Source organism: Marinibacterium profundimaris, assembly GCF_002210095.1.
Classification (GTDB): Bacteria; Pseudomonadota; Alphaproteobacteria; order Rhodobacterales; family Rhodobacteraceae; genus Marinibacterium; species Marinibacterium profundimaris.
Map to the genome: position 1 here is coordinate 1 of NZ_AQQR01000042.1, position 12,383 is coordinate 12,383.

A 12,383-nucleotide genomic window follows, 5' to 3' on the forward strand; every position below is an offset into this window, starting at 1 on the left:
AGGGCGTTTGGTCGTTCACAACACATTCATACCCCCTCCTTTTTGCGATGGGGATCACCCGGCACGGGGGAAAAGGGAGGTCCGCAAACACAAATGCGGAGGGTCCGCGCGCTCCGCGCGTGGAAACCGTATTTGTGTTTGCCGGAGCGTGAGCGGAGGGCACGGACCGCCCGCCCCCGTGCGATCCACATCTATGAGCAAAGAGGGGAGACCCGGATGTGCACCCCGCCCCTCAGCCGCCTTCGGTCCTGTCGAGTTATGTCAGACCTGACCAGGTCCGCGCCCCTCTCATCCAACGCGTCGGCGCGATGGTTCGCGTGCGCCCGATCGGAACGTCCGCGATCGTCTGCCTCAAGCTCAGCATCCCCATCGCCGGTCTCGCGATCATCCGGGGCGGTGATGCATCCGCGGGTCTGGAAGCAGTGTTGCCCGCCCGGACGGGTCGCCGTCATCGGGCGGCGCGGTTGCTGCGCTGCGCCCGCCCCAGCGATCTGCACCCGGACGGGCGGATCGCGGGGTTTCTGGCGCGCATGAAGGCAACCCCGGCGGCCGGCTCCGTCAGGAGACCGCCGCCGGGGTATGCCGCTCAGCGTGGCCAGAGGCCTCGTGTTCCGGGTGGAGGCCGGCACGGCCGGAACCTGCGAGCGCGGTGACGGCGGTGCAACCGCCGGCAGGGGCCCGTCATGACCGACGACCGATCATCACCGACCTTCATGTCATCTGCGTCTGACTGAGGGGCCACAGACAGTTGAATAGTGCAGCAGTCCCGCCCGGCCCAGGCCGGGCGGGACTGCTCTCGTGGATGGTGTCGCAGTCATCGGTGACGCGGAAGGTTTCGAGAGAGGGATCACCGGGCAACGGGTCCGCCCGGTGAAAGGCTTTCTTCAGGCGAAAAGAGACTCGCTGAGATGCCCGCAATGCGCACAGACCTCGCGCCAGTGGAAATTGACACTCCCGCCATCGATGGTCTCCCAATCGGTCCGCAACGCGTCTTTGCCGCAGGCGGTGCAGGGGACGACATAGCCGCCATTATCGTGATGGTCCTTCCCGGTGGCCGTTCCGGGCGGCGACGTGCCTGTGCGGTCGCAGTGCCGGCAAAGGTCGTCCTCGGTCTTGTTCTCGTTGGTCATCATCTCAACTCCAGATGTTCGGGGAACCACCACGTGAGTGTGGTGGCATGGCCGAATTTCTGGTTTCCGAATCCGTACGGGTCAGGGACGGCGCAGCCGCCGGCTTGCCGGGCGCAAAAGTTTTCCGGGCGCATCGCCCACCACAGGTGCGTCATCGAACACTGGACCACCCTCGCCTCCCCCGCCGCCCTGGCCGAAAAGTTTTGCGATCCTTGAGGCGGGCGGGTTCGGGGGCCATCCGGAGGATATGCTTCCGCACTCATGTGTGTGATTGACGACAGGTTTGCCCGACACGAGCAGGCAAGGGGCGCGACCGGACGCGGGAGGCGGATGGAGCGGCGGGATCGTTTTGCCCCGCAAATGAGACCAGAGCGCAATCCGGCGGAGCGGCCGGGGAGCGACCTGCTCGCGAGACGGGCAAACCGGATCCTCAGGTGCCACGCCGCGGTGAGGCCGAATGGCCGAATGCGCGATCGGCCTCAGGCCGATATCTCCACCGCGACTTGGCTTACTGTGCGGAGGAGACCGCCAGTTTACGGGCAGGCAGATGAAAACGACGAAAGGGCCGCGCCGCGCGCGACCCTCTCTCTTTCACTCGTCTGCCGTCTTCTTCGCCGGATCGGCGACCCGCATCACCGTCAGGCCTTTCGCCTCGGCCTTCTGTCCGAGGTTGAGCGCGACCCCGTTGCCACCGAAGAGCACGACCCCGGTCGCGGCGAACTTGTCGTCCAGCATCTCGTCGTTGCACTTGAAGGGTGCCGCCCGCCCATGTGCGGACCAACGCGGATCGAAGCGCGCCTGCGCAACGCCTCGCGCCCGAGCCCACCGGGCGGCAATCATCTCGGCCCCGTGCTTGCCACCCTTGTGGCAGAGGAATATCTCCTGGTTGCGGTTCTGCCGGATGCGCTCGCGAACCTTGTCGAGTGTCGAGAAGATGACGTCGATATCGGTCCAGTCGGTCGCCCCCGAGACGATCAGGGGAACCCCCTCGACCTTCGACTTCGCGGCGGTTTCACGATCATGTTGCTCTAGCAACTGCCGGGCCTCGAAGACCGCTCCGGTCTCCTGAGCGCGAGCACTGGCGCGCGATCCCGCGGCCGGGATGAAGGCATGGCCGGTCTCGACCTCGTAGCATTCCGCCGCCGCCTCGCTCATCACCTCGATGGCCCCGACAATCTCGCGGACCTGCAGGAAGCGGACCTGCGCCTCTTCGAGCGCGGTCTCGGCGATCTCCGATCCGTCGTGGGATTTTGCCAGGGCGCCGATCTTGTCGGCGGTGCGGTCGAGCTCCTTGCCCAGAGCGATCTTCCGGCGCTGCAGGATCGTGGCGAGCCCGTGCGCGAGCGGTTCGATCTCGGCCTCAAGACCGGTGCCGCGCAGCTGGCCAAGCAGGGCCTCGAAAGTCTCGCGGGTGATGCTGTCAGTCAGGATGTGATCGTCGGGGATCGGCAGCTCCGCGCCTTTCTCCGTCAGGCCGAAAAGTTCGATGGTCTCGTAGGCGTTCGCGTTCTCGTAAGTCATGTTGGTGTCTCCAGATGTTCGAGGAACCACCACGGGAGTGTGGTGGCATGGCCGTACGTCTGGTTCACCGAATCTGTCCGGGTCAGGGACGGCGCAGCCGCCGGCGCGCCGGGCGCAAAAGTTTTCCGGGCGCATCGCCCACCACAGGCGCGTCATCGACCACTGGACTGCCCTCTTCACCCCCGCCGCCCTCGCCGAAAAGTTTTGCGATCCTTGACGCGGGCTGATTTGGGGGCCATCCGGAGGATATGCTTCCGCACTCATGTGTGTGTGTGTTGACGGTAGGTTTGCCCGACGCGAGCAGGCAAAGGGCGCGACCGGACGCGGGAGACGGATGGAGCGGCGGGATCGTTTTGGCCTCCGGCCAAAACAGACCGGAGCGCAATCCGGCGGAGCGGCCGGGGGGCGACGTGCTCGCGAGACGGGCAAACCGGGACGCCGGGTGCTACGCCGCGGTGAGGCCGCATGGCCGAATGCGCGACGGACCGAAGGGCCGTTCTCCCCTGCGACTTGGCGTACCGAGCGGGGGAGGCCGTAAGGCTTAGGAAGACATGTGGCGGACATCAGGGATCAAGCCACTTGCTATGCTACTCCGCCCGCATGTCCCCGAGGTCCGCGTCGAGCAGATCGATCGTGGGATCGCCCAGGGTGACGAAGCCGCCATCGACCGCGCCTCGTTCGATCGACAGGATCGCCTCGGCATAGGGAATCTCGGTGACGGTGACGCCGAGCGCCTCCAGCGCGCTGACGACGAGGCCGCGCGCCGGTTCCGCGAACCTCGGAATCCGCAGCTTAAGGCCCTGCAACACGTCCACGCCCTCAAACTCCGGGTCAAAGACCGTGTCGGCTGCGAACACATTCCGGCCCTTGTCCGGGTCGTAGAGCAGGATCAAGGGGGTGATGGATTGCTGAACCCTGACCCAGTCGATCCGACGCAACAACACCCGGTAGGCATCGCTGCGTACCTGTCGATCCGGGTTCTGGATGAAGACTGTGTAGTACCTGTCCGGGAACACCACCGAGACGGAACTGTGCCTCGTGACCTCCAAATCGTTTGCGGTGGTGGCCGTGGCAGATATCGAATACGTACCGGGGACCAGGAACCTGCACATGAGTTGCGCGGCCACGGCATCGCATTGCGCGACATGCGAGCGGCCCACCGGTTGCCCCGCGACACGCCATGTCAGTGTCGTCACATCCGGATCCGCAGTCGCGTTGAATTCGGTGTCGAGCCCGACCTGTGCCGTGACGCTTTCGGGGGTGATCTCGAGGGACGGCGGCTCCGCAGGGGCGGTCGCACGTCCCAGGACCCACCCGCCAATCCCCACAATCGAGGCCACTGTCACACCGACCAGAATCTGCCCGCCAAGACTCTCTGAAAACATCCGCCTACTCCGAGACGATCATCACGATCGGACAATGATCGCTCGGATAGGCTTCCGCAAAGGTCAGGACCTTCCCGTCGGCGAAGGGCTGAAGGCTCCCGTCGCATCGGGTCAGCGCGGCGCCGGGATCGCGGAACACGTAGTCACCCGTCAACTCGATCTGATCCGCCTTCAGCGTCACACCTTCCGCGAGGTTCTCCACGACGAAGAAGTCGATCTCGGCGCTGCTGCGGGGCGTGAAGAGCCATGGGCGCAGCCCCTCGGCCTCGAACTGCGGGTTATTCGCCATGGCTTCCTCGCCCAATCGAGCGAAATCGAACGCGAACGAGGACCAACACGCGCGCGTCTCGGCACCCGGCAGGATGTGCCCCTGCGGCACGTTCGGGAAGAACTCCGCCCGGATGTTGTCCGCCCCCTCGAGGAGTTGCCGGTTGAAATCCCCCGCCAGGATGATCGTCGTATCGTCGTCCTGGGCGTCCATCCAGGCGCGCAGGCGACGCACCTGCTCGCGCTGCGTCGCACAGTCGTCCTCCGTGCCAGGTTCGACAGAATTGTTCTTGCAGGTTGCCTTCAGGTGGATCGACGGGACCAGGTAGCGTCGCCCGTCGACCGACAGATCGACGCCCACGCCGCCGCGTACCGGGCGCGCGGGCGCGCCGCATTCGTTCTGATGCGGCACGGCGAGCTCATCGATCTGAAAGAAACCGTGGGCGAACGTGTCCCTGATCGCGATCGCGTTGTATATGTCGTCGGCATCCACCGCGCATTTCTGTGCGTTCTCATAGCAGCGGGTCTCGAACCGGAAGCTGTACCCGTCGGGGAGGACCGCTTCCAGCGCCGCGACGCTGCCAATCTCCTGGAACGCGATCACGTCCGCGTCGATGGATGATATGATCTCCCGGATGCGGGTGTAGTCATCCGCGTCGCGGTCGAACCCGCGCAGTTCCGAGCCCGGAGCGCCAAGGTTCGCGATGTTCCAACTGGCCACCGTGAAGGGTTCCGCGAGACCGATGGTCGGCACGAGCAAACATGGAAAGACGAAATGAAAACCCCACATCCAAAACCCTCTTCTCGGAATTGAAATCATCGGAAAATCGTTGGTCCTGAGACGACGATAAGACAGTTTCGATGATTTCGCGACCCGAGATCCTGTGAAGGCTTTAGGGCAGACAAAAAGGAAAGACGCCATCCCGGGAGGTGGGACGGCGTCTGATATTATCGCCCACGCCACGGGAGGAGGTGTGGCACAGACCGTCAGCTGGTCCCCAGGGAGGAGGAGAGGAGGCCAACCTTAGTGAAATGGTAGCTCAAAATGCTGCGCCGCAACAATGTCAAATGCTGCATTGCAGCTATGCACTTCATGCAATGCTATATGATTTGTCAAAATATATATAATTGTCGCTTATTGAGTGACGCCGAGCGTGCGGCAGCGGACAACGGAAAACCTCTGCTATCAATCACGAGATGCATCTATTCGCTGCGGAGTTTCCGCTCGAAAGGACCTACCCCATGTCGGTCCGTGACCTCGAAAACGTCGTGGGACCCAACGATGTCAAAACTTCCGTAGACCCGCAATCAACAAGACGGGAACGGATATCGCATGCAGTCAACTTTCGCCCTCGCCACGGCGGCTGGAGAATTCGGCCTTTCAAAGTGGTCCAAATGCCTGGTCGTGTGAAAGCTCATCGCACTAGTCGGGCAGCATCCCTGCAGCACGCATGCTGAAGGCGTTCTTCTCCCGTCCGAAGCCGACGATGATGTGATCGTGGATGACGATCTCCATCACCTTGCAGGCTTCCACGATCTTTCGAGTGAGATCGATATCGATCTGGCTGGGATGCGGATCGCCGGAAGGATGGTTGTGGCAGAGGATGAGGGCAGAGGCGTCAAGAACCAGAGCCGAGCGGAGCACCTCGCTGACATAGACCGGGACGTGATCGATGCTGCCGCGGCTCATGACCCTGTCGCGGATCAGCCTGTTCTTCCGGTCCAGCAGCAGCACCCGAAACACCTCGACCCGTTCGTGGACGGCGTTCAGAGCCAGGAAGTCAGTCAGCATGGTCCAGGACTGCAAGGCTGCGGTCGAGCGCGCGTGCCTGCGCAGGATGGCGCGGGCGGCGTCGATGGTTGCGATCTCGGCTTCGGAAAAGCCGAGTGCGGTCCGTTCGGCGATCTCTTTGGGGTCTTGCACGGTCATGCGGCCTCCAATCGGTTGAGCGTTTCTCGGAGGCTCGTCCCATCGGGACGCAGGGTGTGGCCGATCTCCTCTTCGAGCGCGATGTAGGTGGAAAGGAGATCTGACCTCAGTCGCGCGGCGCATTGCAGATCGGCGAGGGAGGACATGATGCAGAAGCTGCAGGACAGACGGGACATGCCGCGGCCATAGGCCCAATGCGGCTTCTGCCCCGCCGCGGCGATGGTGCCGAACACCTCCCGCCGTGTCAGGCCATGGATCGGCAGCCAGTCGATCCAGGTCCGTCCCGCCACGCTGCCCCGGGCGTTCAAGCTGACGACAGGACGGCTTCGGCGTGCGGCGCTTTCCTCACCGCGCATCCCCATCGCACTGACGATGCGCCCGGCGAAGCGGGGGTTGGCCGCGAGATAGCGGCGCAGCTCGCGCTCGATCGGACTGCGCTTCTGGTCGGAGGTACATTGGCGATATCGCGGGGAGGGGAATATACCCCGCGCCCGAACCATCTCGAAGAACGACCGGCGGGGTCGTGCGATCACCAGCGGCAGGCCGAAGGTGGTCTTCCTGATATGGCTGATGGTTCCCGGCCATTCCACGTCGCCGAGGGTGGCATGGACGATGAGGAGCTGGTCGCGCGGGATTCCGGCCTCGACCAGCCTGATCGTCATGGCCTGGCTGTCCTTGCCGCCAGAATGGATGATCGCCACGAGGGCGCCGCGCTCGATCATGTCGGTGATGTCAGTCGGAATGCGCATCGGAACCTCCGAGCATGGCGGTCCAGTTGTCCCCGGCGGGCATCTGGTCCTGGCGTTTCAGGACGGCGAGACGGTTCATCAGATCCATGATGACCGGCGTGGTCGGGTGATCGGCGCGATGGCCTCTCTGCGGCCGGGCGAGACTGGGACGTCCATATTTGAGGAGGTGAAGCGCCGTCTCGAGCGATGGGACATGCGTCTCGCGGTCGATGAGTTCGCGGGGCAGAGCCGCCGCATGGGCGGCGTAGGCCCGGTTACGCGCCGCACTCAACTGGCGACTGCCGATCCAGTGAACCGCATCGACCCACTGGCTGACGTCGGACCAGACAAGGCGCGTGCCGGGCGTGGTGTATCTATACTGTGTCATGGGAAGCCCTCCTTCTTCGGCACTCAGATCATGCCAGCGATGACGAGGCCGGATTTCATGGAAGGGCGGCCGCAGACCTCGCAAAAGCCCGCGCGCTGGTCGGGTTCGAGCTCGGCGGTGTGGTCGCAATCGGGCGCAATGCAGATCGCGGGCACGACGCTGCACTGCGCGTAGTCCTCCAGGAAGTCCACGACATCGGCATAGCCTTCGGCCTCGGCGAGCGTGACCAGCTTGGGACGGGTGAGATTGAACATGCGTCTAGTCCTACTGATGGGGTGATACGAAAAGAGGGGAGCCGCGCTGTCGCGGCTCCCCTCACGGGACCTGCCTCTTGCGGACAGGGGACGCTGGCCGACTGGAGACATGCCGACAGCGCTCCGTCAGGCCTGTTTCATGGGAGGAGGATCAGGCCTGCACGGGCGAAAGCGCCCCGGTTGCCCGGAGCGCCGGTTCTGTAGCAGTCGCTGCCTGTCAGCCGACCAGGGCGAGCCCGGCGTTGTCCGACCGGTCCTGGCCTGCACTCTCGACGAAGGGAATGATCGAGAAGGTCTGACCGCCCCGCTGCTCCTCGTTCTGCACGGCGTTCACCCGCAGATCGCCATCGGGCGTATTGATGAGGAGCGAGACATAGTCGTTCCCGGTCCGGTTGCTCTTCGCCATCCAGGCCGAACCCACACGGATCGGGTGGCCGCGCGGCGAGCTGACCTCGATCCGGTAGTCGGGATGGGTCTCCTCGGTCTTGAACTCGTTCTCGATCAGCATGAAGTCGAGGTCGAACATCATGTTGGCGATGTAGCCTGCGAACGCGTTGTCGGCATCCATCGCTGTCAGTTCGCCCGAGATCGAGCCGGATTTCATTGTGCCGTTCGACACAAGCGGGATGATCTCGTACGCGCCGCTCTGCGCGTCGCGGGCCTCCTTGGTCTGCACGGCGTTGACCCGGAAGGGCCCGAGGCCGACATCGATCTGCATCGAGATGTACGGATTGCCGGTGGTGTTGCCGGTCTCGTTCCAGGCCGTGCCGATGCGCACCTTGCGGCCCGACTTGTTCACCGCGGTCACGTCAAAGTCCGGGCTCCGCTCGGACATCTTCGTCCGGGTCTCGAGCTGGATCGCGATGTCGAACTGGCTCGAGTGGATCATGCCGGAATAGGCGGTGGCTGCGGTCTCGGCGTTCTTGGTTAGGGTTCCTGCGAACATGGGTCTTCTCCTTGGGTTTGCCGCTGCCCGACACTTGGCCAGAGCACGCGGGATTGCTTTTCGACCCCTCATGGGATCGCAAAACCACAAAGCCCTCTTTCCTTTCTCTCCTGACCCTCAGCACGGCCCGGCGCTGGAAGAGGTGTCTGGCGTTGCCCCGCGCACTTCCCTCCCCTTCTCCGCCGCGGCACCATGGCGCGGTTCCGATATGAAGAAGTCGGCCTCGGCTCCGTTCAGCCTACGGCCGCTCCGGTCGGTCAACCCGATCGTGCTGCCGTTCGGCACAAAGGTGATGAGGTATTGGCCGAGGCCGTCCCGATGCACCCGGTAGCCCTCGTTCGCCCAGTGGACGGATTTGCCGGCATCCACGGCGGCCTTGATCTCCGCGACGTTCATCTGGATCTCCATTTCAGTATTGGTGTTGGAAACAAGAGAGGCCCGATCCGTGGATCGGGCCTCTGTGCAACCGCGATTGACCTACCAGTCGAAGACCTCGAGATAGGGGGCTGGCGGGACGTCCCGATCGAACAGGACGTAGTCGCACCCGGCATCCATCGCCAACGCCATGACCGCCCTGAAGGCGTCGCAGTCGACGCCTTCAGGCATGTCGGCGAGGGTTTCAGGGACGGAGAACAGCCAGCCATACTCATTCTGCATGCTCGGCGGTTTGGCAAAGAGCCCGTTCTCGATAGCCTGGACGGTTTGTTCAGGCAGATGTGCGGTGCTGCAATCGTAGAACCTGCGAACGTTGCGCATCAAGATCCCCTCGCCTCCATCCAGTCCTTGAGGCCGAGGATCGTCTTGCCCCCAGCCACCTCGCCCAGCCATGTCGTCCGTGGATCGCCGACGGGTTCATGCGCTTGCCGGTCGATATGCCCGTTGGCCATCCAGGGCTCGGGCTGGATCCGTCCGAGCCAGTCGGCGAGGCTCGGGATGCGGCCCTGACAGTCTTCGCGGACATGCTGCTCGCCGATCCAGCGGATGGGAATCTCACGCCCCGCCTCGTTGGTGAGCGAAAGCCCGAAGACCCGTTCGGCCTCGAAGATACCTTGCGTGTGATGGCGCAGAGCACGGTGAGTGAAGATGGCGAGATGCTCCTTGGAGGCATCGAACCAGTCGTGAACGGCCTGATAGTCGGATGGCGTTCCGCCGAACTTCCGGGCCGAGCTTTCGGCATGATGGAGGGGATGGGCCATGTCAGAGACCCTCGTCACGGCTGTGGGAGCACTCGACATATCGGTCGGCATGATCCAGCGCGATGCTGTCGGCGGTGACATCCCAGGTCAGCGTGCCATAGCCGCCCTCGTTGTTCTCGAACCCCGGATGCTGGTGATAGGCGACGGACCAGGCGAAGTCGCCGAGCTTCGTGGAGAGTTCGTCAGGGAGCGCAATGCCTGCGGGCTGCACCGTTACGTCTTCGATATTGCCGGAATCGCCGTAGCCTTCGTATTCGGCGGTGACCTCGGTGATGCCGAAGCCTCGCAATTGCGGGAGCAGCTCGTTTCGGGTGGCCTTGTTGGCGGCTTCGCGGTCGGCATGCCATTTTGCCATCGTCTCGGCGAAAGTGGTCTCGGAGTTGGTCATGGGTTTTGTCCTCTTGTCTGGGATTGGGGAAGGCGCCGAGGGGTCTGGAGACACGCCACGGCGGCGGAACGCGACGGGGCAAAGCACCCTTCCGCGTTCCCTCGACCCAAGGCCCACTTTCCCTTTCAGGCGGCTCGCTCCGCCGCGGTTGGAGACCCTTCCCCCACGATCCGAGCGAGGATGGCGACGGTATCGACGCCCTCCCCGTGCGGCACGAAGACCCGAAGCTGGAAGGCGATGATCTCGGTGAAACACCCGACCGCCTTCAGACCCTCGATGGCACCCTTATCGGCCCCGTCGATCTCGAGGCGGGCCGCGCCCGCGACGCGGCGGCGGGTGAGCGTGAGACCCCGGCCCAGATCGACCGGCGCGGTGGATCCGAGCGCGGCCGTCAGCATGTCCTGCGAGGTTTTCGGTGTGCCGACCATGAACCGCGCACGCAAGGCCGCGGCGCCGTCCTCGCTGACGGTCCGGCCGATCATGCTCCCCCGCCCCTCGGGCGTGACTCGGTAGATGCGCTCATTGCCTGACGGGATGTCCTTCCAGATCGGCAGCAGCAGCCCCGTCAGCAGATAGAGCTTCGTCGTGGTGGTTTTGGGGAGGCTGTCGGCCTCCTCGTCCCAGAGGCGCAGGAACTCCGGCGGCTTGATCTCCTCCCAGGCAGAGTTGGCGAACCTCCCTTCTTCGACATAATTCGACCCGCTCGGCCGCGTGACCTTGCGCATGAGCGTGACGATCTCCTCGTCATACATCTGCATCGGACGCGACGAGATCAGCGCCGCGCGTCCGGAAGCGCGGTTGATCATCGGCAGCTTGTCGGGGTTCCGGTCCAAAGCCTCTTCGGCCGGGAGGACATGGACGGGGTCGGTCACTTCGAGCCCGATGATCCGCGTCACCGCGCCGGAACGCGGACAGGTCCAGAGATCCTCCCCCGAGACCTGTTCGATCTTCTCGCCACGCAACGTTTCGACGCCGAGATCGAGCGTGCCTGCGGCCCGCGCCCGCTCGGTCTGGTCGGCAATCCGGGTCATGAACTCGGCAAAGAGCGCGTTCTGCATGTGGATCGGCAGGGCCAGCACCCGGTTGAGGAAGCGCTGGATTGGCGGAAGCTCTTCGAGCAGCACTCCGTCCTGATCGATCAGCCGGAGCGCGGTCCAATCCGTAAACTGCTCATAGCTCATCGCCCCGGCACGCCCGGCGGCGAGATCGGCGTAATAACCCCGGAGCGCGCCCCGGGCGATCGGGCTTTCGAGATTGTCCTCCTCCCGGAACATGCCCTGCGAGCCGGTCTCGCGCTGCCCCTTGGTGAGCGCCCCCAGCTGATCGAGCCGCCGGGCGATGGTGGAGGTGAAGCGTTTCTCGCCATGCACGTCCGAGGTGCAGACCCGGAAGAAGGGCGCGCTGACCTGGGCGGAGCGATGCGTGCGCCCGAGCCCCTGGATCGCGGCATCGGCCCGCCAGCCGGGTTCGAGCAGATAGTGCCGCCGCCGCTTCTGGTTCTTCGCCGTCTGAGCGGCGTGATAGGACCGGCCGGTTCCGCCGGCATCGGAGAAGATCAGGATGTCCTTCTCGCCATCCATAAAGGCGCGGGTTTCCGCGGAATTGCTGCTGGCGGACCGCTTCTCGATGAAGAGGGCACCGTCGCTGGATTTCAGCGGACGGACGGAGCGCCCGGTCACCTCGGCCACGACCTCATCCCCGAAGGCCCAGAGGATCTGGTCGAGCGCGGCGGGGATCGGCGCCAGGGCCATCAGTTCCATCATGGCAGCATCGCGCAAGGCCAGCGCCTCGCGCGAGACGACCAGGGCGCCATTCGCATCCCGGAGCGGTTCGGCCACGACATTCCCGTCGATTTCCACGAGCTTCTGGGCATGGATCGGGAAGGCCTGTTCGAGATAGGAAAGCACATAATCCCGAGGCGTCAACGCGCCCTCGACCAGCTCGTCTTCGGGGTCCATCGCTTCAAGCCGACGCTTCAACAAGCTCTCGCCCGTGGAGACCACCTGGATCACGCAGGCAAATCCCTCGGCCAAATCATTTTCAATGGCACGGATGACGGTCCGGGCCTTCATGCCCATCAGCAGGTGGTTAAAGAACCGCTGCTTGGTGCTCTCGAACCGGGATTTGGCCGAGGCCTTGGCGGCCGACGCGTTGGTCTGACCGGAGACATCATTGACCCCGGTCGCGGTCAACGCCGCCTCGAGATTGTGATGGATGGTCCGTAATCGCGAGGACGCGATAATGCGAAGG

The 12,383-nt window shown here is 64.1% G+C and carries 14 protein-coding genes; all 14 read right to left on the reverse strand.

All coding sequences use genetic code 11. The features are described from left to right. Window positions 1-884: 884 nt before the first annotated feature. Window positions 885-1,133, reverse strand: a complete 249-nt coding sequence (locus ATO3_RS27965; protein WP_088653011.1) for a hypothetical protein — start codon at window positions 1,131-1,133, stop codon at window positions 885-887. Window positions 1,134-1,721: 588 nt separating this feature from the next. Beyond that, window positions 1,722-2,651, reverse strand: a complete 930-nt coding sequence (locus ATO3_RS27970) for a DUF2493 domain-containing protein (protein ID WP_088653012.1) — start codon at window positions 2,649-2,651, stop codon at window positions 1,722-1,724. 587 nt (window positions 2,652-3,238) lie between these two features. Continuing rightward, window positions 3,239-4,036, reverse strand: a complete 798-nt coding sequence (locus tag ATO3_RS27975) for a hypothetical protein (RefSeq protein WP_088653013.1) — start codon at window positions 4,034-4,036, stop codon at window positions 3,239-3,241. A gap of 4 nt (window positions 4,037-4,040) precedes the next feature. Further along, window positions 4,041-5,123, reverse strand: coding sequence for an endonuclease/exonuclease/phosphatase family protein (locus ATO3_RS27980; protein WP_158218088.1), 1,083 nt, complete (start codon window positions 5,121-5,123; stop codon window positions 4,041-4,043). Between the two features lie 603 nt (window positions 5,124-5,726). Beyond that, complete coding sequence (locus ATO3_RS27985) at window positions 5,727-6,233, reverse strand: JAB domain-containing protein (protein WP_088653015.1); 507 nt, start codon at window positions 6,231-6,233, stop codon at window positions 5,727-5,729. Continuing rightward, on the reverse strand, window positions 6,230-6,982 hold the full coding sequence (locus tag ATO3_RS27990) for a phosphoadenosine phosphosulfate reductase domain-containing protein (RefSeq protein WP_088653016.1): 753 nt from the start codon (window positions 6,980-6,982) through the stop codon (window positions 6,230-6,232). The genes ATO3_RS27985 and ATO3_RS27990 overlap by 4 nt, the downstream gene beginning before the upstream one ends. Next, window positions 6,966-7,349 carry a hypothetical protein gene (locus ATO3_RS27995; protein WP_088653017.1) on the reverse strand — a complete coding sequence of 128 codons (384 nt, stop codon included), beginning with the start codon at window positions 7,347-7,349 and terminating at the stop codon, window positions 6,966-6,968. The genes ATO3_RS27990 and ATO3_RS27995 overlap by 17 nt, the downstream gene beginning before the upstream one ends. 23 nt (window positions 7,350-7,372) lie before the next feature. Then, window positions 7,373-7,603: a hypothetical protein gene (locus ATO3_RS28000; protein ID WP_088653018.1), complete on the reverse strand. Its 231-nt coding sequence runs from the start codon at window positions 7,601-7,603 to the stop codon at window positions 7,373-7,375. Window positions 7,604-7,820: 217 nt separating this feature from the next. Continuing rightward, window positions 7,821-8,549 (reverse strand): DUF736 family protein, encoded by a 729-nt coding sequence (locus ATO3_RS28005; RefSeq protein ID WP_088653019.1) that lies wholly within the window; start codon window positions 8,547-8,549, stop codon window positions 7,821-7,823. Between the two features lie 117 nt (window positions 8,550-8,666). Next, entirely contained in the window at window positions 8,667-8,945 is a 279-nt protein-coding gene (locus ATO3_RS28010) for a hypothetical protein (RefSeq protein WP_088653023.1), read from the reverse strand. A gap of 81 nt (window positions 8,946-9,026) precedes the next feature. Continuing rightward, entirely contained in the window at window positions 9,027-9,305 is a 279-nt protein-coding gene (locus ATO3_RS28015) for a DUF5983 family protein (RefSeq protein WP_088653020.1), read from the reverse strand. Then, the gene (locus tag ATO3_RS28020; RefSeq protein WP_088653021.1) at window positions 9,305-9,745 is read right to left on the reverse strand and encodes a DUF6915 family protein; all 441 of its coding nucleotides are present in this window, start codon (window positions 9,743-9,745) and stop codon (window positions 9,305-9,307) included. The genes ATO3_RS28015 and ATO3_RS28020 overlap by 1 nt, the downstream gene beginning before the upstream one ends. 1 nt (window position 9,746) lies before the next feature. Next, the gene (locus ATO3_RS28025) at window positions 9,747-10,133 is read right to left on the reverse strand and encodes a DUF6878 family protein (RefSeq protein WP_088653022.1); all 387 of its coding nucleotides are present in this window, start codon (window positions 10,131-10,133) and stop codon (window positions 9,747-9,749) included. Between the two features lie 125 nt (window positions 10,134-10,258). Beyond that, the coding region (locus ATO3_RS28030; RefSeq protein ID WP_198963375.1) for a strawberry notch C-terminal domain-containing protein at window positions 10,259-12,383 on the reverse strand (2,125 nt) is incomplete at its 5' end.

Bases quoted from the DNA above. Each gene is read 5' to 3' on its own strand.
- ATO3_RS27995 (WP_088653017.1), bottom strand. From the start codon at position 7,349: ATGACACAGTATAGATACACCACGCCCGGCACGCGCCTTGTCTGGTCC.
- ATO3_RS27985 (WP_088653015.1), bottom strand. From the start codon at position 6,233: ATGACCGTGCAAGACCCCAAAGAGATCGCCGAACGGACCGCACTCGGC.
- ATO3_RS27965 (WP_088653011.1), bottom strand. From the start codon at position 1,133: ATGATGACCAACGAGAACAAGACCGAGGACGACCTTTGCCGGCACTGC.
- ATO3_RS28025 (WP_088653022.1), bottom strand. From the start codon at position 10,133: ATGACCAACTCCGAGACCACTTTCGCCGAGACGATGGCAAAATGGCAT.
- ATO3_RS28010 (WP_088653023.1), bottom strand. From the start codon at position 8,945: ATGAACGTCGCGGAGATCAAGGCCGCCGTGGATGCCGGCAAATCCGTC.
- ATO3_RS28015 (WP_088653020.1), bottom strand. From the start codon at position 9,305: ATGCGCAACGTTCGCAGGTTCTACGATTGCAGCACCGCACATCTGCCT.
- ATO3_RS27980 (WP_158218088.1), bottom strand. From the start codon at position 5,123: ATGATTTCAATTCCGAGAAGAGGGTTTTGGATGTGGGGTTTTCATTTC.
- ATO3_RS27990 (WP_088653016.1), bottom strand. From the start codon at position 6,982: ATGCGCATTCCGACTGACATCACCGACATGATCGAGCGCGGCGCCCTC.
- ATO3_RS28000 (WP_088653018.1), bottom strand. From the start codon at position 7,603: ATGTTCAATCTCACCCGTCCCAAGCTGGTCACGCTCGCCGAGGCCGAA.
- ATO3_RS27975 (WP_088653013.1), bottom strand. From the start codon at position 4,036: ATGTTTTCAGAGAGTCTTGGCGGGCAGATTCTGGTCGGTGTGACAGTG.
- ATO3_RS27970 (WP_088653012.1), bottom strand. From the start codon at position 2,651: ATGACTTACGAGAACGCGAACGCCTACGAGACCATCGAACTTTTCGGC.
- ATO3_RS28005 (WP_088653019.1), bottom strand. From the start codon at position 8,549: ATGTTCGCAGGAACCCTAACCAAGAACGCCGAGACCGCAGCCACCGCC.
- ATO3_RS28020 (WP_088653021.1), bottom strand. From the start codon at position 9,745: ATGGCCCATCCCCTCCATCATGCCGAAAGCTCGGCCCGGAAGTTCGGC.